Origin of the sequence: Herminiimonas sp. (genome assembly GCF_030645555.1) — a bacterium.
In the GTDB taxonomy this organism is placed as follows: Bacteria; Pseudomonadota; Gammaproteobacteria; order Burkholderiales; family Burkholderiaceae_D; genus Oxalicibacterium.
In genome coordinates this window covers 1-19,503 of the sequence record NZ_JAUSME010000189.1, presented here as the reverse complement: position 1 = coordinate 19,503, position 19,503 = coordinate 1, and the positions used below count along the sequence as shown (strand labels likewise).

Sequence of the window (19,503 nt, the reverse complement as noted above, 5' to 3'; positions counted from 1 at the left end):
ACCACACTCTGGATACCGCGCCCGAGTTTTACTCGAACGTGATCTCGACCCGCGATTACCAGAACCGCATCGATACCCTTGGTCGCGTGCGCGGCGCCGGCATCAAGGTGTGCTGCGGCGGTATCGTCGGCATGGGCGAATCGCGCCTGCAACGCGCCGGCCTGGTGGCGCAATTGTGCAATATGGATCCGTATCCTGAATCGGTGCCGGTCAACAATCTGGTGCAGGTCGAAGGCACGCCTTTGCACGGCACCGAGCCTATCGATCCGCTCGAATTCGTGCGCACCGTTGCCGTCGCGCGCATCACGATGCCGAAGGCGCGCGTGCGTTTGTCGGCTGGCCGCCGCGAAATGGGCGAAGCGATACAGGCACTGTGTTTCGTCGCTGGTGCAAATTCGATTTTCTATGGCGAGAAGCTGCTGACGACCGGCAATCCGGAAGCGCTCGATGATCAGGCGCTGCTCGAAAAACTCGGCATGCATACGCGCAGCACATCTATCGATGCGCGTTGCGACGTCACGCCTTCGTAACTAAAGAACGTTGATCCCGATGCGGCCGGTTGAATCTTTCGACCGGCCGTTTTTCCATCTACAGACATATCCGTTTCGAGGTTGTTCAAGTGATCCCATCCAGCAGCTTGCCCGCATCCGTCAGGATTATTGAAGTCGGTCCGCGCGATGGTTTGCAGAACGAGCAGCAAACCATAGACGCCGACATCAAGATAGAACTGGTAAATCGCCTGTCGCAGGCCGGCTTCCCGAATATCGAGGCCGCATCCTTTGTCTCGCCGAAATGGGTGCCGCAAATGGCCACCTCGGCGCAAGTGATGGCCGGCATCACGCGCCGTCCCGGCACCATCTATTCCGCACTGGTGCCGAACATGAAGGGTTTCGAGGCCGCACTGGCTGCAGGCGTCGATGAAGTCGTGATCTTTGCCGCCGCATCGGAAGCGTTTTCGCAAAAGAATATCAATTGCTCGATAGCCGAATCGGTAGAGCGCTTTCGCGACGTCGCGCGCGCAGCAAAGGAAAACAAACTGCGTTTGCGCGGCGCGCTGAGTTGCGCCTTCGGCTGCCCTTACCAGGGTGAGGTGACGGCCGATAGCGTGGCGGATGTGGTGCGGCAGTTGCGTGATCTGGGTTGCGATGAAATCGATATCGCCGACACGATAGGCGTCGCCACGCCGCGCCATGTGCAAACCGTGATGCAGCGCGCGGCGGCTGAATTCCCTATCGAGCGCCTGTCCGGTCACTTCCACGATACCTATGGCCAGGCCTTGGCGAATATCTATGCCAGCCTGGAAGTCGGCATCACGATATATCACGCCTCGGTTGCCGGCCTCGGCGGTTGCCCGTATGCGAAAGGCGCAACCGGCAATGTGGCGACTGAAGATGTGCTCTACATGATGCAGGGACTGGGGATAGCTACCGGCATCGATCTCGATGCAGTGGTCGATGCGGGGCAATACATTTCTGCGCAGCTGGGCCGCAAGGCAGTCAGCCGTGCCGGCAATGCGCTCGCTGCGAAGCGCGGCTCCTGAAAATTTTTTGCGCCGCCAGGGCGTGCCAATAAAAAACGGGATGCGACCTTGCGGTCGCATCCCGTTTTTGCCTGCTGTGCAAGTTTTAGTTGTACAGCACGCCAGGCAGCCACAAGCCGATGGCGGGGAACATGTAGAGCAGTATCAGTGCAAATACCTGTATCGCCATGAACGGCAGCATGCCGAGGAAAATCTGGTTCAGCGTCACATGCGGTGGCGCCACGCCTTTCAGATAGAAGGCTGACATTGCAACCGGCGGCGACAGGAAGGCCGTTTGCAGGTTCATCGCAACCAGCAATCCGAAGAACAGCGGATCAACGTCGAAATGTCCGAGCAGCGGAATGAAAATCGGCATGAAGATGACGATGATCTCGGTCCATTCCAGCGGCCAGCCGAGCAGGAAGATGATGACTTGCGACAGTATCATGAACTGCAGCGTCGTCAGGTTCATCGACAGTACCCAGTCGTTGATGATCTCCTGCCCGCCCAGCAACGCAAACGAGGCGGAGAATATGCTGGAGCCGACGAACAGCCAGCACACCATCGCGCTGGTTTTGGTCGCCAGATAGGCAGATTCCCTGAGCATCGAAAAATTGAAGCGACGGTAGGCCGCAGCCAGCAGGATGCCGCCCAATGCGCCCATCGCTGCAGCCTCGGTCGGGGTTGCCAGACCGAACACGATGCTGCCCAGTACCGCCAGTATCATGAAGGCCAGAGGGAATAATGAACCCAGCAGCATCTTGAAGATTTCAAGCCGCGCAAACGTGAAGTAGGCATAAAAGATCACCATCGCGGTCAGCGCGACGCCAAATGCAATCCAGAAGCTTTTTGGCGCCGGCTTGGCAGCAGGCGCTGCCTTTTCAGGCTGGACCTGTGCGGCTGCCTGTGGTTCTGCCGGTGCAGCTGTAACTGCAGCTGCAGGTTCAGCAAGCGTGGTTCCAGATGGCGGTTCAGCCAGTCCGCCTTCGGATGCGGGTTCGCCAAAGCCATCGTTGAAAGAAGCGACCTCGCTGCTCATGTCTTGCGTACCGACACCCATTTCAACCAGTTCGGTTGGCGCATCGCCAGGGGCCGTCACCAGGTGGTAACTGATGCCCATGACCAGTGCAAATGCCAGTGCCGGCAACAAGGCTATGCCGAGTTGCGACAGCAGTGTGCGCGTCGAGACCTCTGCATTGCGCCGGCCCTTGAGCGCGCCCAGCAAGCCCGGGATCACATTGTTGCTGACGGTGGCGACGATGTCTTCTGCAAACTTGGGCAAATCCACATGGCGTTCCGCTGCCGATAGCGGCGGTGCGATGCTGGGTTTAAGCTTGGCGACGATGATGATGTAGCCGATATACAGTCCGGCCAGCATGATGCCGGGGAAAAATGCGCCGGCGTAGAGCTTGACCACCGATACGCCCGCCGTCGCACCATAGACGATCAGCAGCACCGATGGCGGGATCAGGATGCCGAGGCAACCGCCGGCCGTGATGGCGCCCGCCGACAGCTGCGTGCTGTAGCCAGCCTTCAGCATGGCAGGCAGCGCCAGCAATCCCATCAGGGTAACCACGGCACCGACGATGCCGGTGGCCGTAGCAAACACGGCGCAGGTGACGACGGTTGCCACTGCCAGTGAACCGGGCACCCGTGCCATCGCGATATGCAGGCTCTTGAACAGCTTTTCGATCAGATTGGCGCGTTCGACCAGGTAGCCCATGAAAATGAAGAGCGGGATCGAGATCAGTACATCGTTGGCCATCACCGAATATGCACGCTGCACCATCAGGTCCAGCGTCTGCTGTACCGCCAGACTGGGGTCCCGACTGTAGAAGGCGAACCAGGCAAACATCACCCCCATGCCCATCAGCGTGAAGGCGGTTGGAAAGCCGAGCATGATCGCGACCACGACCAGCGCCAGCATCAGTAGCCCGAGATGCCCGTTCGTCATGTTCGCAGGCGAAGGCATCAGGATAATCAGGCCGACGACTATCGCGGCCAGTATGGATAAACCAAACCAGACTTCTTTTCTCATCGCTGGCTCCCGGCGTTGTTGGTAACAAATTTATCGGCTTCGACAATATCCTGGTCGCTCACATGGACCATGGCCTTGAGTTTGTCCACATCGACTTCCTCAACATCCTTCACGCGCGCCGGCCATTCGCCCTGCTGCAGGCAAATCACGCAGCGGACAATTTCCACACAGCCTTGCACCAGCAATAAAATTCCCGAGATCGGTATGACCATCTTGAATGGATAAAGCGGCGGGCCATTGGCAGTCAGCGTCGAATGCTCATTGATCGCCAGTGATTCGGCGGCATAGGTATAACCGGCCCACACGAGCGCGATCACGCCAGGAATGAAAAAGACGAAGTAAAGGATCAGATCCAGGAATGCCTGCAGCCTGGGCGGGAAAAATCCGTACAGCACATCGCCGCGCACGTGGCCGTTTTTTGGCAGCGTATAGGCACCGGCCATCATGAATGCCGAGCCGTACATCATGATCATCAACTCGAATGACCATGGGTTCGGGTGATTGAGTACGTAGCGTGAGAATACTTCCCACGAAATGAGAAAGGTCAGACCCACGATAAGCCAGGAAAATAACTGACCTACCCAGCTGCTCACCTTGTCTATGAAAAGCAAAACGTTCTGCATGACAGTCTCCGATATAAAGACGGGTGACATAAGTCGCATCGGCGACGATATTCAGTACCTAATTTCAGTACCTAATAAAACACCATCCGATGTTCTGGATGGTGTTTTATCGAGCGTTCAGGCGGCTCAGCCTTTCTTCGGTGTCGCGCGCGAGAAGTAATGGTTGTAGGCCATGCGACGATTATTGTTGGTGTCCATGTCCCATTTCATTGCGCGTTCGGCAAAAGCTCTTTGCGATTTTTCCACTTCCTTGAACAGTGGATTGTCGGCGCCTTTTTTCGCCACTACATCGTCCCAGATTTTCAACTGGGTTTGCAGCAGTGCATCCGGCGTTTTGTAGAACTTGACGCCATCCTTGGCTTGCATGTCGCGGTAATCTTTCGAATAGCGGTCGATGGCTTTCCAGGACATGTCGGCCGAGGATGCTTCCACCGCATTGGCGATGATGGCTTTCATTTTTGGTGGCAGTGATTCGTACTTGGTCTTGTTGAAACTGATCTCGAACTGCTCCGAGCTTTGGTGGAAGCTTTGCAGCATGCAGACCTTGGAAACGTCGGGGAATCCCAGCAGACGGTCGGAGCTGGCATTGTTGAACTCGGCGCCATCCAGCAGGCCGCGATCCATCGCCGGCACGATCTCGCCGCCAGGCAAGGCATTGACTGCCGCACCCATCGCGGTAAACAAATCGATCGCCAGGCCGTTGGTGCGGAACTTCAGGCCCTTCAAGTCTTCCGGCTTGGTAATTGGTTTCTTGAACCAGCCTAGTGGCTGGGTAGGCATAGGTCCGGTCAGGAAGGAGGTGACGTTCGCGCCTATCGATGTGTAGAGTTTTTCCAGCAGTTCCTTGCCGCCGCCGTATTTGTGCCATGCCAGCACCATGTTCGCATCCATGCCGAATACCGGACCCGAGGTCCACAGCGCAATCGCGCTTTGCTTGCCGTAGTTGTAGCCCATCACGCCATGGCCGCCGTCCAGCGTACCTTTCGATACCGCGTCCAGCAAGCCGAAGGCGGGTACCACTGCGCCGGCAGGCAGTACTTCAATCTTGAGCTCGCCGCCGGTCATGTTATTGACTTTTTTGGCGAAATCGAGCGCGTATTCGTGGAAGATATCCTTGCTTGGCCAGGTGCTTTGAAAGCGCATTTGCGTGACGCCTTGCGCACTCGCGATCATCGGGAAGCTCAGTGCCGCTGCTGCGCCACCGGTGGCGGCAGTGCCCAGGAATTTGCGGCGCGATGCAGTTGAAGATTCAGTGTTGGGGGCAGTGGTCTGGTTCGCTTTGTGATTCTTCTTCATTGTGTATCTCCTTTTATATTTTTAGAAATAACTTTGATTCTGTCACCCGATAGGTAGCTCCATTTTTAAAAATGGCGGCAGGACTGACGTTCGTAGAATGCGCTTTCGCATGCACATGTCAAGTTGCAATGCAGCAATGTGACAGGATTTTTTCAGTCATTTTTTGCTTGCGCGACGAAAATAAAAATGAATCTGTTAACTATCCGCGATTCGATGCTTCGATCTTCGATGATGATTTTTGATGGCCTTGATTGCACCCTGAAAATACGGTTTTTACAGAGAGGAAATGACAGTTTCTTGCATCATTTTTCCATCACCCTTAAATGAGTTGATGCGCACACAAAGCCGTCACAATTGCAGCATCGGCGATCGGTTTTTCATCCCGTCAGGCTGCATTTGTGACGATCCGATTAATCTGTTTAAATGACTCAATTATTTTTTGCGTCTCATCGCCGCGCCGATTTTTCTTACGCGACGCTTACAAAAAACGGGCATATTTTTCTCATGACTTATATCGAGCTGATACAAATCAATCCGCAGGGACGTCCGGTGCGTGCAGTCGGCAAACTCGACGACATCGCACGGCAGGTATGCACGGCCACTGCTGCCTTGTATGCAGCGGCCGGCTTTGTGCCGCCCTGGGTCGGTTACCTTGCATGGCACGACGATCATGTCGTGGGTGCCTGCGCTTTCAAGTCGGCGCCAGTCGATGGCAAGGTGGAAATCGGTTATTTCACTTTTCCAGACTGGGAGGGACAAGGCATAGGCACCTTGATGGTCAGGCAGTTGCTGGATATCGCGCATACAGCGCAGCCGCAATTGACGGTCATCGCGCAGACCGGCAATGAAGAGGGTGCATCGAGTGCCATCCTGCGCAAGCTTGGTTTCACGTTCGCACGCGCGTTCGAACATGTAGACGATGGCGAGATATGGGAATGGCAGCGGGTCGGTGGCGCGCAGGCGCTGGAGTCGCCGGATGTTTGAGTACAAGACCATCGCCTTGTTTGCCGTGACTGCTCTGGCAGAAATCGTCGGCTGCTATTTACCCTATCTGTGGTTGCGCCAGTCCGGTTCGGTCTGGCTGCTGATACCTGCTGCGTTCAGCCTGGCTCTGTTTGCATGGTTGCTGTCGCTGCATCCGGAAGCCAGCGGTCGCGTCTATGCAGCCTATGGCGGCGTCTACGTGGCTGCGGCGATTGGATGGCTGTGGCTGGTCGACGGCATCAAGCCTACGGTCTGGGATGCGGCCGGCGTGGCTTGCACATTTGTCGGCATGGGCATCATCATGTTTGCCCCGCGCGCATGATGTCGTTACCGGATATGGATGCCGGGCCAGTGCCTACGCCTTGCACAGGCGTCTGCCATATCGATACGCAATCCAGGCTGTGCAGCGGCTGCTGGCGCCTGATAGAAGAAATAGCGCAGTGGAGCGTGGCCAGCGAGAGCGAGAAGCGGACGATGTGGCGCGCGATACAGCGGCGACGCCAGGATGCTGGAATTTCCTGAAGCATGCGCAGGAGTGCGCGCCAGCGCGCTATGTGTGCGATTATTCCGCTGCACAGAATTTTATAAAGAAGCGATATGGAATTGAATTTTTACAAACCTGCAAAAACCGTCACCGGCCCCGCATACAGCGTGTATTTCAAGATCGTGGCGACGGTGTTTTCTATCGGGCTGGGCGTGTATGCGATTGATATTGCGCTGCGCTTTCCATTGCTGGAATACGGCTTCAGCGTCAAGGCGCTGCTGTTTTTTGCGGCCCTGATGCTGATCGTCAGTTACTACTGGTTTCTGCGCTCTACAGTGACGATAGATGAAAAAGGCATTACGCAAACCTGGCTCTACAATCGCCAGGTTGAATGGCGCGATGTGCGCAGCGCTAAGATGCTGGGCGTGCCTTATGCCGGCTGGATTTTTCCGCCGCGCCTGGTGGTGCGCACCGGTAATTCCTTCACGACCTTCAATGGCGGCAGCAGGGAACTCTTGATCGAGTTTGCACATATCTCGCTGGCGTTCCAGATGAAGAAGCAGGCCGGCGACTGACTGCGTTTTCCGGCGCGCCCGCTTGGTTCTAAACTGGTTTGCGTTAGCCTAGCGCACCGGGCTGGTCTTGCTGATTACCTCGGCCGTCCAGCGCACGATTTCATCGACAGATGCAGAAGGTGCGCCCAGATGATTCGTATCCGGCTCGTAGAGTTTGCTCAGTGGGTTTGCCGGCAGCGCATCAAACATCGCTTGCCTGACCTTGAGCAAGCCCGGATAGTCACCCTTGGGACCTATATACAAGACGGGTATTTGCGGGTTCACGTTTTTCATCGCCGCGGTCTGGTTCATTGCGCCTTCGGGGTCGAACCAGCCCAGGTAAGCTGCAGGTGTGGAAACAAGCGGATAGCTGCCCCTGGAACCCTCGTAATCAGAGAGACTGGTTTTTTCATTTCCCTTGCCCTCGGCGATCAGCTTCTGCGCCAGTTCTACTGAGGGCCCCACTTTTTCCCGAAAAACAGAGTTGCTGACATTGCCGCCCGGTGCGATCGCAATGATGCCGTCTACGCGGTGTTGCCTGGCGAAATAGAGCGTGAACAGACCGCCCTGACTGTGGCCGGCGACAAAAAATCTGTTCGCACCCTTGCTGCGCAGGGAGTCGAGCGCGGCTTCGACCTCCTGTTCGGCAACACTCACGCTGACATCGTAATCGCGCCTGCCTGACCAGGGCATCTCTAGATTGGCAACGAGGTAGCCTTTTGCTTCGAGTGCAGACGCCAGATCCGCCACATGTTTCATCGGCGAGCCGCCCTTGCCATGCATGATCACGATGCCTGTTTTTTGAGCAGGCGCGTTGGCGTCGCTGGCGGCACATGCCCAGCCGCCGATCAGCAGGGCCGCAAGAAAAGTAATGAAACGTTTCATTTTTATCTCCTGATGTGGGTTTGGGATACTGCTTGCTGATGCCGGTAGAACTGGAGGCACATTGCGCTGCGCGCGTTGTCGAATACAGGCAAGCGCCATTGCAGCGCTTGCCTGTCTCCGGTCTTTATTGCACCAGGCGTATCGTCAGCGGATAGCGGTAGGCTTGCCCTTTGGAGGCAGCCACTGCAGCGAGTATGCAGAAAACAAGATTGGCGACAAACAGGATAGGCATCAAGACCAGGCCGATCAGGATGAATGCCAGCACCCATGCAATCACGAAACCTATCGTGATCGTGATTTGAAAATTCAAGGCTTCCTTGGCTTGTTCGCCAACGAACGCTGAATTGTCTTTTTTGAGGATCCAGATAATGAGAGAACCGATGAATCCGGTGAAGATGCCCAGAAGATGGGCCAGCATGGCGAGGTTGCAATCGTCTTTGCTTGGACTGCCTGCTTCGATTTGATCCATGAAAACTCCCTGAGGTTGGTAGTACAAGGTTACGTCGAAACTGGTGTGTCTGTTTATGCGCGCCTGCTGCATGGTGATGCAATTGGCTGGCTGGATACTTCCTTTGTTTTATGGATAGTGCGTGCGCGGCTGCTCGCAACGCGAGTACATCGCGCATCGTCATGGGGCACGATGCGCGATGTAGATGCTTTTATGCAGCAGCTTTTTTGGCAGCCGGCGTTTTCTTCGCCGCAGCCTTTTTAGCCGGAGCTTTTTTCGCAGCCGGTTTTTTAGCGGCCACTTTCTTTGCCGCTACCTTCTTCGCGGCTTTCACTGGCGCTGCATCTGCTGTTCCCTCTGCATCGTCCGCTACGGCCGCTGCCTTGCCCTTGGCCGGCACTTTTTCCTTGCGCGGTTCAAACTCGAAGCTGGTCTTGCCGTCCTGGCCCCTGACGAGGTAAGCCTTGAATGCGCGACGCGTGCGTTGCGACACGAAACCCGGTAGCAGGTCGGTCTTGCCTTCGTTGAGCAGCTTGCTCATTTGTTCCGGCAGGATTTCCTGTTGCAGGATGATGCGGCCGCTGCGGAAATCGCAGGTCTTCGGTTTGGCGACCGACATTTCGCAGACATACGACAAAGGCATTTCATACACGCCGTTGCCGCATTTCGGACAAGGTCCTAGCGGCGTCTGGCCGGTGAAGTCTACCGCTTCCGCATTTTCGTCATCGTTCTGGCCGAAATCGAATTCGAGCTTGAAGTTCTTGATTTCTTCATCGCGTGAAATTTTCAGCACGGCGGCGAAGGGCCTGCCCATCTTCGAGCGGAAGCCTTGCAGCGGTCCTATCGTCCTGTTGGTCAGCAGTTCTTCGACTTCGGCGACTTCAAACTGGCGGCTGCCCGGTGTCTTGCTCATCGAGAATTCGCACTTGGTGCAGGCGAAGCGACGGTAATTCTCTTTCACCACGCTGCCGCAATTCGGGCATGGCGTTTTCAGCGTCGCGTAGTCGCCCGGGATCGTGTCGTTGTCGTATTCCTTGGCGCGCTTGACGATCACTTGCGTCATCTGCGCGATTTCGCGCATGAATTCTTCACGGCTGATTTTGCCGCGTTCCATTTCCGACAGCTTGTATTCCCAGCCGCCGGTCAGTTCCGGTGCGGTCAGTTCATTGACGCCGAGGCCGCGCAGCAAGGTCATCAGCTGGAAGGCCTTGGCGGTCGGGATCATTTCCCGGCCTTCGCGCAGCAGGTATTTTTCGTTGAGCAAACCTTCTATGATGGCTGCGCGCGTGGCTGGCGTGCCGAGGCCCTTGCCGGACATCGCTTCGCGCAAGCCTTCGTCGTCTATCAACTTGCCGGCGCCTTCCATCGCGGACAGCAGCGTGGCTTCCGAATAGCGTGCAGGCGGTTTGGTGACGAGGCCGTTGGCGACCACCGATTCGGTTTTGACTTTTTCACCTTTGGCGACCGGGACCAGCGTGCCGCTGTTTTCCGGGTCTTTTTCGTCTATGACTTCCTTGCCGTAGACCGCCAGCCAGCCCGGATTGGTCAAGACCTTGCCTTCGGTCTTGAACTGATGGCCAGAGACTTCGGTGTAGCGTGTCGTGACCTGGAATTCTGCCGCCGGGAAGAAGATGGACATGAAGCGGCGCGTCACCAGGTCGTACAGCTTTTGTTCAGGCTCGGACAGGTTCTTCGGCGCTTGCGTGGTCGGGATGATCGCAAAGTGATCGCTGATTTTCGTGTTATCGAAAATCCGCTTGTTCGGCTTGACCCATTTGTTGTCGAGGATCTGCTTGGCAAACTGGTGATAGTTATTGTTTTCGGCGACGACTCCGAGCGTCTCCAGCACGGTCGGCAAATAATCTTCCGGCAGGTGGCGCGAATCGGTACGCGGATAGGTCAATACCTTGTGCCGCTCGTACAGCGCTTGCGCCAGGCCGAGCGTGTTTTTTGCCGAGAAACCGAAACGTGCATTGGCTTCGCGCTGCAAGCTGGTCAGGTCGAACAGTGCCGGCGCCATCGAGGTGGTCGGCTTCGATTCCTCGGTGACATTGCCCTGCTTGCCGCCACGGCAGGCGGCGACGATGGATTCCGCTGCCGCCTTGCTCCACAGGCGTTCTGCCCGACGCTCAGGATCAACTTCGTCTTTCTTGAATTTGGTGTCCAGCCAGCGGCCTTGATAAATGCCGGCGGCGCAGATGAATTCGGCGCGCACTTCCCAGAAATCGCGCGAGACGAATTTCTTGATCTTCTCTTCACGCTCGACCACGATGGACAGCGTAGGCGTTTGCACGCGACCCACGGTTGTCAGGTAGAAGCCGCCTTCCTTCGAGTTGAAGGCCGTCATCGCACGCGTGCCGTTGATGCCTATCAGCCAGTCGGCTTCGCTGCGGCAACGCGCGGCGTCAGCCAGCGGCATCATTTCTTCATCGCTGCGCAGATGCTTGAATGCTTCGCGGATCGCGCCCGGCGTCATCGATTGCAGCCACAGGCGCTTGATCGGTTGCTTGGCTTTCGTGTATTGCGCGATCAGGCGGAAGATCAGTTCGCCTTCCCGCCCGGCATCGCATGCGTTGATCAGGGAGGTAACGTCCTTGCGCTTGATCAGCTTGTTCAATACCTTCAGGCGCGATTCAGTCTTGGCGATCGGGTTGACGGCGAAATGCGGCGGGATCATAGGCAGATGCGCGAATGACCATTTGCCGCGCTTGACGTCGAATTCTTCCGGCACCGCGATTTCCAGCAGGTGACCGACGGCCGAGGAAAGTACGTATTCGTCGGATTCAAAGTACTCATCGTGCTTGGTAAAGCCGCCGAGCGTCTTCGCGATATCGTTCGCTACTGAGGGCTTCTCGGCAATGATGAGTGTTTTTGTCATGATCTTTGTTCTCTAATGAAGGTGCCGGCACACATGGCTGGGTGCAGGTTGAGACATGCAGCTTATGGCGAGGGCGGCTTTTTTCAGGAAAGACCCGCGCTAATATAAGAGTTGCATAGCCGTCAAGCGGCCAATGATAAGCGCGTTGCGGCGAAATCCGCAAGCAGGAGGCAAAAGAGAAGTGAAAAAGAAGGCAGCTAGTGTTGTTGAAGAAGCATGCCCGGCGTGGTCGGGCATGCGTGGCCGGCAGCTATCAGTGCAGCATCCGCGGCGCGGCATCGTCGTCGTCGAGGAAGAGTTCATCGAAGATCAAGCCATCCGGCTCCTTGCCCTGGCTCCACAGCACCATCAGCACGATGACCTTGAGCTTGTCGAGCGAAACTGGCGATTCGCCGGCTGCCAGTGCGCGTTCGATGACGATTTCGCGCTGGACCGGGTTGATCAGCTTGGCCGCTTCGAGGAACTGGATGAAGCCGACTGCAGCCGTACCGAGCACGTCCATTTCTTGCCACACATAAATGCGGGTGCCGAAAGAGAACGCGGTCTGCTGCGGGTAGGAATCGGAAAATTCGTTGGTGGTTTCGGCCAGAGCCGTCAGCCAGCCGAGCGCCTTCGAGATTTCTTCTTCCTCAAAGCCGATGGCGGACAATTTTTTTACCAGCGCCTCCGAGTCCGGGCAGGCATCGGGGCGGTAATAGGTTTCATACAAATAAACTAGGACATCAAACATGGCATCACCGTAGCGCTTGGGTTAAGACGACACCATCGCGAGTGTCGTCAGGATCGGATGCGTATGAATCACACTCTATATACGGAACAGCATGCAAAGAGGTGTTACGACAGCGGCAGATCAAAGACAGCGCTTACTGGATTCAAGGATACCCTAAAAAAGCGGGAGCCAACAGGGGCAAAGAGTTTTGTTGGATGGATGTAATGCCAAATTGAAATGACAGGGCCGGGTCTGGCGAACCGTGATGCCGTTTAGTCAAGGCGGCGGTACAGATTGCCGGGCAATATTTCAAGCCGCCGGCTTAATTCCAGCGTCAGCAACTGTGCATTCAGCGCCGCGATATCGAGCTGGCAACGCCCGGCCAGGGTGTCGGCATCCACCGCATCGAAACCCAGGGCTTCCAGTACCCGTGCCGCTTGTGCATCGATAGCTTGTGTATCGAATCCCGGCGCGCCGGCCATGGACGGCATCACCGTTGCCGTCGCTGCATATTGCAATTCTTCCAGAATATCCTGCGCCGATTCCACCAGCTTGGCGCCCTGCTTGATCAACAGGTGGCAACCCTTGGACAGCGGCGCATGTATTGAACCGGGAATTGCAAACATGTCGCGTCCCTGTTCGGCCGCCATGCGCGCCGTGATTAGCGAGCCAGATTGCAGCGCTGCTTCAACCACCAGTACGCCGCGCGCCAGGCCGCTGATGATGCGGTTGCGGCGCGGGAAGTTGGCGGCGATCGCCGGCATGCCGAGCGCGTATTCGCTGAGGATGCAGCCGGCTTCAGCGATTTGATGCGCCAGCGCGCGGTTGCGTGCCGGGTAGACGAGGTCGGCGCCGGTGCCTATGACGGCGATGGTGGAACCGGCGTCCGGCATCTGTTTGACAGCGAGCAGGCCGCCGCGATGTGCGGCGGTGTCTATGCCCAGCGCCATGCCGGAGATGATGCTCAAGCCAGCCAGGCTCAAGGCTTCGGAAAATTTCTCTGCATTGCTTATCCCCTGTGCAGTCGCATTGCGGCTGCCGACGACTGCCAGCGAAGGTCGTGACAGCAGGGCGAGGCGGCCTTTTGCATACAGCAGGATGGGCGGGTCGGAAATTTCGAGTAGCGCGGGTGGGTAGTCCGGGTCGGCCAGCGTCAGTACATGATTGTCCGGCTGCGCGGCCCATGCCCGGGTGCGTTCAATTAACAGTGTGAGGGCGTCGGATGGCGGTGCGAGCAGTGCATGCGCGATGCGCTCCGGCACGACTTGCTGGAGCGCTGCATATGCTGTGACAAAGATGTTTTCCGGCAGGCCGAAGGCGCCCAGCAATCTGCGTGCGGTATCGGGACCGACGCCGGGCGTCTGTTCCAGCCGCAGCCAGCTTGCCAGATCGTCCGGGGCCGGCACTAGGTACCTGTACTAGCGGTTCCGACGCGCAACAGCATGCAATTGATGCGTGCGCTGCGCGTCCGGCTTGCGGTCGAATGCCTTATTCGGGCGATTTGGCGACATCGGCTATCTGCACGGTATCGGTCACCTGCATCACCAGGCCGTAAGAGATATTGCTGAAGACGCGGAAGATCAGCAGATTGCCATAGGTTTCATCAGGCAGTTTGATCAAGCCGCGGCCATTGCCCTCGGTGCGATCTGCCACCATCTTGCCCAGCCGCTGCAGTTCCAGCACGCTGCCGATATCGACGCCATCCTTGCTGCCGCGATTGATGGACACGATCTGGTTCTGGCCGGCTTGCGAAACGCCGCCGTAGACCGACACGATTTGTGCATCCACTTGTTGTTCAGGCGGGTGCGGCACATAGTTCATGAATGGCGCCGGCTCTATCGCGATCAATCGATCGTGCACGCCCATTTCTTCCTTCGCATTCATCACGATGAAGGTATGCGGTTCGGTGTCGATATTGCTCAGGCGTTTCAGTTTCAGGGTGCCCAGATACACGGCTTCATGACCGATGATTTCCTTGGTGGCAGGATCCTTCAAGGGCTTGCCTGGGCGGAAGGCTTCAAATTCGCTGCGGCCTTTCAAGTCGCCGCGCACATAGGCTTTGTCGCCGTTGGCGAGGAAGACATGCCCTTCCTGCGTGGCGACGATGCGCGGCGCAGTTTTCAATTCATCTTCAGCGACGATCAGCGGCTTCGTCAGGAAGTGTTCTATGGCTGACAGCGGGATCGTGGCGATTGCATTGGTGGGGGCTTCGCTCGAGCGCACTTGCGGTGACAGGCGCACGGTAGGCATGCCGCCACGGTCGCCGGAACCTTTGCCCAGGCGCAATTTGCCGGCAACGCGGTCGAAATAGATGATTTGTCCCGGATATATCCAGTGCGGATTGCGTATCTGTTCGCGATTCATGTCCCAGACTTGCGGCCAGCACCATGGACGCTGCAGGAATTTCCCTGAAATATCCCACAAGGTATCGCCGCGCACGACGACATGCTGGTCGGGGGCGTTTGCCAAAAATGCACATTTCGCCTTGCTGGCGACCGCTTTTGGCGGCGTTTCGGCGTAGGTAATTGCGGGTAGGGCGATGGAGGTGAATGCGAGAAAGAGTGCAGCTGTGCTAAAATTTTTCATGGTTTGTCCGGTGAGCTTGACCTGTTGTGACGCCATTACTGTGCTGCAGCATGTTATGAGTGAAATAACACATTCGTGAAAAGACTTGCTAAATTGAATCAAATTCTGCACATAAATCCTTGAAGTAGCAAGAAAACCACGCTGTTAACCTGCCGCCTTGTTGCGCAAAAGTCGTATGTCCATATTAAATATCCTGCGTTACCCCGATTCACGGCTGCACAAGATAGCCAAGCCAGTCACCGTGTTCGATGCACGCATCAAGACGCTGGTCGCCGACATGGCTGAAACCATGTATGAAGCGCCAGGAGTCGGCCTGGCCGCTTCGCAAGTCGATGTGCATGAGCAAATCATCGTCATCGATACCTCGGAAACGCGCTCCGAACTGCGTGCCTACATCAATCCGGAGCTGATCTGGGTCAGCCCGGAAAGGCAGATTTACGATGAGGGTTGCCTGTCCGTGCCCGGCGTCTACGATGGCGTCGAGCGCCATGCGCAAGTCAAGGTGCGCGCTTACGATGCAGACGGCAAGCAGTTCGAGCTGGAAGCTGACGGTTTGCTGGCTGTCTGCATACAGCATGAAATGGATCATTTGAAAGGCAAGGTCTTTGTTGAATACCTGTCGCCGCTCAAGCGCAATCGGATCAAGGCCAAGATGCTCAAGGAAGAGCGTGAATTGCAGCGCCACAACAAGCTGGCACAACGCTGAACCCGGGTTGCGGCTGCATCCCGCATCCCGGCCTGCCAACTTCGGCCCGGATCAGGTGCCTGCCGTACTACAATCCATCCCATGAAAATAATTTTTGCCGGTACGCCGGAATTTGCGGCGGTCGCACTGGCGGCCCTGCACGCAGCTGGTTTTGAAATCCCGCTGGTATTGACGCAACCGGACCGCCCGGCCGGCCGCGGCATGCAATTGCACGCATCGGCCGTCAAGCAATTCGCACTTGCGCACAATATCCCGGTCGCGCAGCCGGTATCGCTCAAGCTCGACGGCAAGTATCCGGAGGTCGCGCAAGAAGCGCATGCGCTGCTGCGGGCGACGCCGCATGACGTGATGGTGGTGGCCGCCTATGGCTTGATCCTGCCGCAATCGGTACTCGATATCCCGCCGCGCGGCTGCCTCAATATCCACGCCTCCTTGCTGCCGCGCTGGCGCGGCGCCGCACCTATCCATCGCGCGATAGAAGCCGGCGATGCCGAAACCGGCGTCACCATCATGCAGATGGAACTGGGTCTGGATACCGGCCCCATGCTGTTGATGCAGCGCTTGCCGATCACGGCTGACGATACCACCGCCAGCCTGCATGACAAGCTGGCCAAACTCGGCGGCGAGATGATAGTCGATGCCTTGCGCAAGCTGGAGCGCGGCGAGCTGAGCGCGACGCCGCAACCCGAGGCAGGCGCCAATTACGCGGCGAAAATTTCCAGAGAAGAGGCCACGCTGGATTTCCGCCAGCCGGCGCAGGAACTGGGCTGCAAGGTGCGCGCATTCAATCCCTTTCCTGGCGCGATGGGTGTGTGCAATGGCACTCCGGTCAAGTTCTGGCAGGCCGAAGTACTGGAGTCTTCCAATCAATGGCAAGCCGGCCAGGTCATTTCCGCCAATGCGCATGACGGCGTCGTGATTGCCTGCGGCAAGGGCGCCTTGCGCGTGACCGAGCTGCAAAAGCCGGGCGGCAAGCGCTTGCCGGCGGTGGAATTCATCAAGGGCTTCCCGCTCGAAGGCGCCTGCTTCGATTGACAGCGCTGCTACGCGCCGGATACCGCAAGCGAGGGCTTTCACGTATAATTTTTACTGCGCCGATTTGATTGCACAAGTCAAAACCAGCTTGCGGGCGCAAGGGCATGCCTGACAGCGCATGCTCGATAAATACTGCTAAAGCGGAGGTTGGTGAAAAACCCGGTCCCGTTTTACAGGCCGGGTTTTTGCATTTATGCACCAAGACCGATAACGAACAAATAAAGAACTCACGATGAAACGCGACGCCCTCTGCCCTACCGAAACCTTATTGCGCGACTTGATGGCGCGCCGCATCCTGATACTGGATGGCGCGATGGGCACGATGATCCAGCAATACAAGCTGACTGAAGAGGATTATCGCGGTACGCGTTTCGCCGACTTTGCAGTGCCGGGCAAGGAAATTTTCGTCAAGGGCAATAATGAATTGCTGTCGCTGACGCGCCCGGATGTGATCAGCGCGATCCACGAGGAATACCTGGCGGCCGGAGCCGATCTGATCGAGAGCAATACCTTCGGCGCGACCACGGTGGCGCAGGACGATTACCACATGGGCCATCTGGCCTACGAGATGAACGTCGCCTCGGCGCGTCTCGCACGCGCTGCCTGCGACAAGTACTCGACCCAGGACAAGCCGCGTTTCGTCGCCGGCGCACTGGGACCCACGCCGAAGACCGCCTCGATTTCGCCGGACGTCAATGATCCGGCGGCGCGCAACGTCACTTTCGATCAACTGGTGACGGCCTATCTGGACCAGACGCGCGGCCTGGTTGAAGGCGGCGCCGACGTGCTGCTGGTCGAAACCATATTCGATACCTTGAATTGCAAGGCAGCGCTGTTTGCGATCGATCAATTCTTTGAAGAGTCGGGCAAGCGTCTGCCTATCATGATTTCGGGTACCGTCACCGATGCGTCGGGTCGCATTCTGTCCGGGCAAACGGTGCCGGCATTCTGGCATTCTATCCGCCATGCGCAGCCATTGACGGTGGGCTTGAACTGCGCGCTCGGTGCGGCGCTGATGCGCCCGTATGCAGAAGAATTGTCGAAGATAGCCGACACCTATGTCTGCATCTACCCGAACGCGGGTTTGCCCAATCCGATGAGCGATACCGGCTTCGATGAAACGCCGGACGTTACCTCTTCGTTGTTGCGCGATTTTGCCGAAAGCGGTTTCGTCAATATCGCCGGCGGTTGCTGCGGCACCACGCCGAGCCACATCAAGGCGATCGCCGATATCGTCGCCAATATTGCACCGCGCGTCGTGCCGACGCTGGAACCGACGCTGAAGCTGTCTGGCCTGGAGCCCTTCATCATCGATGACAGCTCGCTGTTTGTGAACGTCGGCGAGCGTACCAACGTCACCGGCTCGAAAGCATTCGCGCGCCTGATCCTGAACGAGCAATACGATGAAGCGCTGGCAGTTGCGCGACAACAGGTTGAAAACGGTGCGCAAATCATCGACATCAATATGGATGAGGCGATGTTGGATTCGCTGGCGGCGATGTCGCGTTTCCTGAACCTGATCGCGTCCGAGCCGGATATCGCGCGCGTGCCCATCATGATCGATTCATCGAAATGGTCGGTGATAGAAGCGGGCTTGAAATGCGTGCAGGGCAAGTCCATTGTCAATTCGATTTCGATGAAGGAAGGCGAAGAAAAATTCCTGCATGAAGCGAAGCTGTGCCGCCGCTACGGCGCGGCCGTGATCGTGATGGCTTTCGATGAAAAAGGCCAGGCCGATACCTTCGAGCGCAAGATAGAAATCTGCGAACGCGCCTACAAACTGCTGGTGAATGAAGTCGGCTTCCCGCCGGAAGACATCATCTTCGATCCGAACATATTCGCGATTGCGACCGGCATCGAAGAACATAATAATTACGCAGTCGACTTCATCAATTCGGTGCGCTGGATCAAGGAGAATCTGCCGCACGCAAAAATTAGCGGCGGCGTCTCCAACGTCAGCTTCAGTTTCCGCGGCAATGATCCGGCGCGCGAAGCGATACACACGGTGTTCCTGTATCACGCGATCAAGGCCGGCATGACGATGGGCATCGTCAACGCCGGCATGGTCGGCGTCTACGACAACCTGCCGGCGGAATTGCGCGAACGCGTCGAAGACGTGGTGCTGAATCGCCGCGAAGATGCGACCGAACGCATGATCGAAATCGCCTCGACCCTGAAGGCCGGTGACAAGAAGGAAGAAGTCACGCTCGAATGGCGCAGCGGCACCGTGCAGCAGCGCCTGGCGCACGCGCTGGTGCAGGGCATCACGCAATGGATAGTCGAGGATACGGAGGAAGCGCGGCAGGAATTGCTGACCAATGGCGGCCGTCCTATCCATGTGATCGAAGGCCCGCTGATGGATGGCATGAACATCGTCGGCGACCTGTTCGGCCAGGGCAAGATGTTCTTGCCGCAGGTCGTCAAATCCGCGCGTGTGATGAAGCAGGCGGTCGCGCATCTGATCCCATTCATCGAAGAAGAAAAACGGTTATTGCAAGAACAGACCGGTATCGTCAGCAAGCCGAAAGGCAAGATCGTCATTGCGACGGTCAAGGGCGACGTGCATGACATCGGCAAGAATATCTTGTCGGTGGTCCTGCAATGCAATAACTTCGAAGTCGTGAACATGGGCGTGATGGTGCCATGCTCGGAAATCCTGGCGCGCGCCAAGGCCGAGAATGCCGATATCATCGGCCTGTCCGGCTTGATCACGCCTTCGCTGGAAGAGATGGCTTACGTCGCGAAAGAGATGCAGCGC

The 19,503-nt window shown here is 57.1% G+C and carries 17 protein-coding genes and 1 pseudogene; 9 read left to right on the top strand and 9 right to left on the bottom strand.

Translation table 11 applies throughout. The features are described 5' to 3' along the window. Together Q7T06_RS07385 and Q7T06_RS07380 are read left to right on the top strand one after the other, a co-directional pair. Positions 1-530: pseudogene (locus Q7T06_RS07385) on the top strand (biotin synthase BioB); the annotation flags it as partial. A gap of 92 nt (positions 531-622) precedes the next feature. After that, on the top strand, positions 623-1,540 hold the full coding sequence (locus tag Q7T06_RS07380) for a hydroxymethylglutaryl-CoA lyase (protein WP_370652350.1): 918 nt from the start codon (positions 623-625) through the stop codon (positions 1,538-1,540). A gap of 85 nt (positions 1,541-1,625) precedes the next feature. On the opposite strand, the gene Q7T06_RS07375 is transcribed toward Q7T06_RS07380, so the two are convergent. The 3 genes from Q7T06_RS07375 to Q7T06_RS07365 form a co-directional block, all read right to left on the bottom strand. Then, the gene (locus Q7T06_RS07375) at positions 1,626-3,557 is read right to left on the bottom strand and encodes a TRAP transporter large permease subunit (protein ID WP_304782719.1); all 1,932 of its coding nucleotides are present in this window, start codon (positions 3,555-3,557) and stop codon (positions 1,626-1,628) included. Further along, positions 3,554-4,180 (bottom strand): TRAP transporter small permease subunit, encoded by a 627-nt coding sequence (locus Q7T06_RS07370; RefSeq protein WP_304782716.1) that lies wholly within the window; start codon positions 4,178-4,180, stop codon positions 3,554-3,556. The genes Q7T06_RS07375 and Q7T06_RS07370 overlap by 4 nt, the downstream gene beginning before the upstream one ends. A 126-nt stretch (positions 4,181-4,306) precedes the next feature. After that, positions 4,307-5,476, bottom strand: coding sequence for a TRAP transporter substrate-binding protein (locus tag Q7T06_RS07365; protein WP_304782713.1), 1,170 nt, complete (start codon positions 5,474-5,476; stop codon positions 4,307-4,309). A gap of 504 nt (positions 5,477-5,980) precedes the next feature. Here Q7T06_RS07365 and Q7T06_RS07360 point away from each other — a divergent pair. The 4 genes from Q7T06_RS07360 (at position 5,981) to Q7T06_RS07345 (ending at position 7,519) form a co-directional block, all read left to right on the top strand. Next, on the top strand, positions 5,981-6,460 hold the full coding sequence (locus Q7T06_RS07360; RefSeq protein WP_304782710.1) for a GNAT family N-acetyltransferase: 480 nt from the start codon (positions 5,981-5,983) through the stop codon (positions 6,458-6,460). Then, positions 6,453-6,782: a YnfA family protein gene (locus Q7T06_RS07355; protein WP_304782707.1), complete on the top strand. Its 330-nt coding sequence runs from the start codon at positions 6,453-6,455 to the stop codon at positions 6,780-6,782. The genes Q7T06_RS07360 and Q7T06_RS07355 overlap by 8 nt, the downstream gene beginning before the upstream one ends. Beyond that, the gene (locus Q7T06_RS07350; RefSeq protein WP_304782704.1) at positions 6,779-6,982 is read left to right on the top strand and encodes a DUF1289 domain-containing protein; all 204 of its coding nucleotides are present in this window, start codon (positions 6,779-6,781) and stop codon (positions 6,980-6,982) included. Before Q7T06_RS07355 ends, Q7T06_RS07350 begins: the two co-directional genes overlap by 4 nt. A gap of 75 nt (positions 6,983-7,057) precedes the next feature. Continuing rightward, positions 7,058-7,519, top strand: a complete 462-nt coding sequence (locus Q7T06_RS07345; protein WP_304782701.1) for a hypothetical protein — start codon at positions 7,058-7,060, stop codon at positions 7,517-7,519. Positions 7,520-7,567: 48 nt separating this feature from the next. Here the strand turns inward: Q7T06_RS07345 and Q7T06_RS07340 are convergent, their stop codons facing one another. The 6 genes from Q7T06_RS07340 to Q7T06_RS07315 form a co-directional block, all read right to left on the bottom strand. Beyond that, positions 7,568-8,383, bottom strand: coding sequence for a carboxylesterase (locus Q7T06_RS07340; RefSeq protein WP_304782698.1), 816 nt, complete (start codon positions 8,381-8,383; stop codon positions 7,568-7,570). A 124-nt stretch (positions 8,384-8,507) separates the two neighbouring features. Beyond that, positions 8,508-8,852, bottom strand: a complete 345-nt coding sequence (locus Q7T06_RS07335; RefSeq protein WP_304782695.1) for a DUF4870 domain-containing protein — start codon at positions 8,850-8,852, stop codon at positions 8,508-8,510. A 190-nt stretch (positions 8,853-9,042) separates the two neighbouring features. Further along, positions 9,043-11,709: a DNA topoisomerase III gene (locus Q7T06_RS07330; RefSeq protein ID WP_304782690.1), complete on the bottom strand. Its 2,667-nt coding sequence runs from the start codon at positions 11,707-11,709 to the stop codon at positions 9,043-9,045. Between the two features lie 253 nt (positions 11,710-11,962). Beyond that, the gene (locus tag Q7T06_RS07325) at positions 11,963-12,439 is read right to left on the bottom strand and encodes a DUF494 family protein (RefSeq protein ID WP_304782687.1); all 477 of its coding nucleotides are present in this window, start codon (positions 12,437-12,439) and stop codon (positions 11,963-11,965) included. 251 nt (positions 12,440-12,690) lie between these two features. Further along, a complete protein-coding gene (gene dprA / locus Q7T06_RS07320; RefSeq protein ID WP_304782684.1) occupies positions 12,691-13,824 on the bottom strand; it encodes a DNA-processing protein DprA in 1,134 nt (377 codons plus the stop codon). 82 nt (positions 13,825-13,906) lie between these two features. Continuing rightward, positions 13,907-15,004 carry a LysM peptidoglycan-binding domain-containing protein gene (locus Q7T06_RS07315; RefSeq protein WP_304782681.1) on the bottom strand — a complete coding sequence of 366 codons (1,098 nt, stop codon included), beginning with the start codon at positions 15,002-15,004 and terminating at the stop codon, positions 13,907-13,909. A 175-nt stretch (positions 15,005-15,179) separates the two neighbouring features. Here Q7T06_RS07315 and def point away from each other — a divergent pair, with 175 nt between their 5' ends. The 3 genes from def to metH all read left to right on the top strand — a co-directional run. Beyond that, positions 15,180-15,710: a peptide deformylase gene (gene def, locus Q7T06_RS07310; RefSeq protein WP_304782678.1), complete on the top strand. Its 531-nt coding sequence runs from the start codon at positions 15,180-15,182 to the stop codon at positions 15,708-15,710. Positions 15,711-15,791: 81 nt separating this feature from the next. Continuing rightward, entirely contained in the window at positions 15,792-16,745 is a 954-nt protein-coding gene (fmt, locus tag Q7T06_RS07305; RefSeq protein WP_304782674.1) for a methionyl-tRNA formyltransferase, read from the top strand. A 232-nt stretch (positions 16,746-16,977) separates the two neighbouring features. Further along, positions 16,978-19,503, top strand: a 2,526-nt coding sequence (gene metH / locus Q7T06_RS07300) for a methionine synthase (protein WP_304782671.1), incomplete at its 3' end; no start/stop codon positions are given.

Bases quoted from the DNA above. Each gene is read 5' to 3' on its own strand.
- Q7T06_RS07375 (WP_304782719.1), bottom strand. From the start codon at position 3,557: ATGAGAAAAGAAGTCTGGTTTGGTTTATCCATACTGGCCGCGATAGTC.
- Q7T06_RS07370 (WP_304782716.1), bottom strand. From the start codon at position 4,180: ATGCAGAACGTTTTGCTTTTCATAGACAAGGTGAGCAGCTGGGTAGGT.
- Q7T06_RS07365 (WP_304782713.1), bottom strand. From the start codon at position 5,476: ATGAAGAAGAATCACAAAGCGAACCAGACCACTGCCCCCAACACTGAA.
- Q7T06_RS07360 (WP_304782710.1), top strand. From the start codon at position 5,981: ATGACTTATATCGAGCTGATACAAATCAATCCGCAGGGACGTCCGGTG.
- Q7T06_RS07355 (WP_304782707.1), top strand. From the start codon at position 6,453: ATGTTTGAGTACAAGACCATCGCCTTGTTTGCCGTGACTGCTCTGGCA.
- Q7T06_RS07350 (WP_304782704.1), top strand. From the start codon at position 6,779: ATGATGTCGTTACCGGATATGGATGCCGGGCCAGTGCCTACGCCTTGC.
- Q7T06_RS07345 (WP_304782701.1), top strand. From the start codon at position 7,058: ATGGAATTGAATTTTTACAAACCTGCAAAAACCGTCACCGGCCCCGCA.
- Q7T06_RS07340 (WP_304782698.1), bottom strand. From the start codon at position 8,383: ATGAAACGTTTCATTACTTTTCTTGCGGCCCTGCTGATCGGCGGCTGG.
- Q7T06_RS07335 (WP_304782695.1), bottom strand. From the start codon at position 8,852: ATGGATCAAATCGAAGCAGGCAGTCCAAGCAAAGACGATTGCAACCTC.
- Q7T06_RS07330 (WP_304782690.1), bottom strand. From the start codon at position 11,709: ATGACAAAAACACTCATCATTGCCGAGAAGCCCTCAGTAGCGAACGAT.
- Q7T06_RS07325 (WP_304782687.1), bottom strand. From the start codon at position 12,439: ATGTTTGATGTCCTAGTTTATTTGTATGAAACCTATTACCGCCCCGAT.
- Q7T06_RS07315 (WP_304782681.1), bottom strand. From the start codon at position 15,004: ATGAAAAATTTTAGCACAGCTGCACTCTTTCTCGCATTCACCTCCATC.
- def (WP_304782678.1), top strand. From the start codon at position 15,180: ATGTCCATATTAAATATCCTGCGTTACCCCGATTCACGGCTGCACAAG.
- fmt (WP_304782674.1), top strand. From the start codon at position 15,792: ATGAAAATAATTTTTGCCGGTACGCCGGAATTTGCGGCGGTCGCACTG.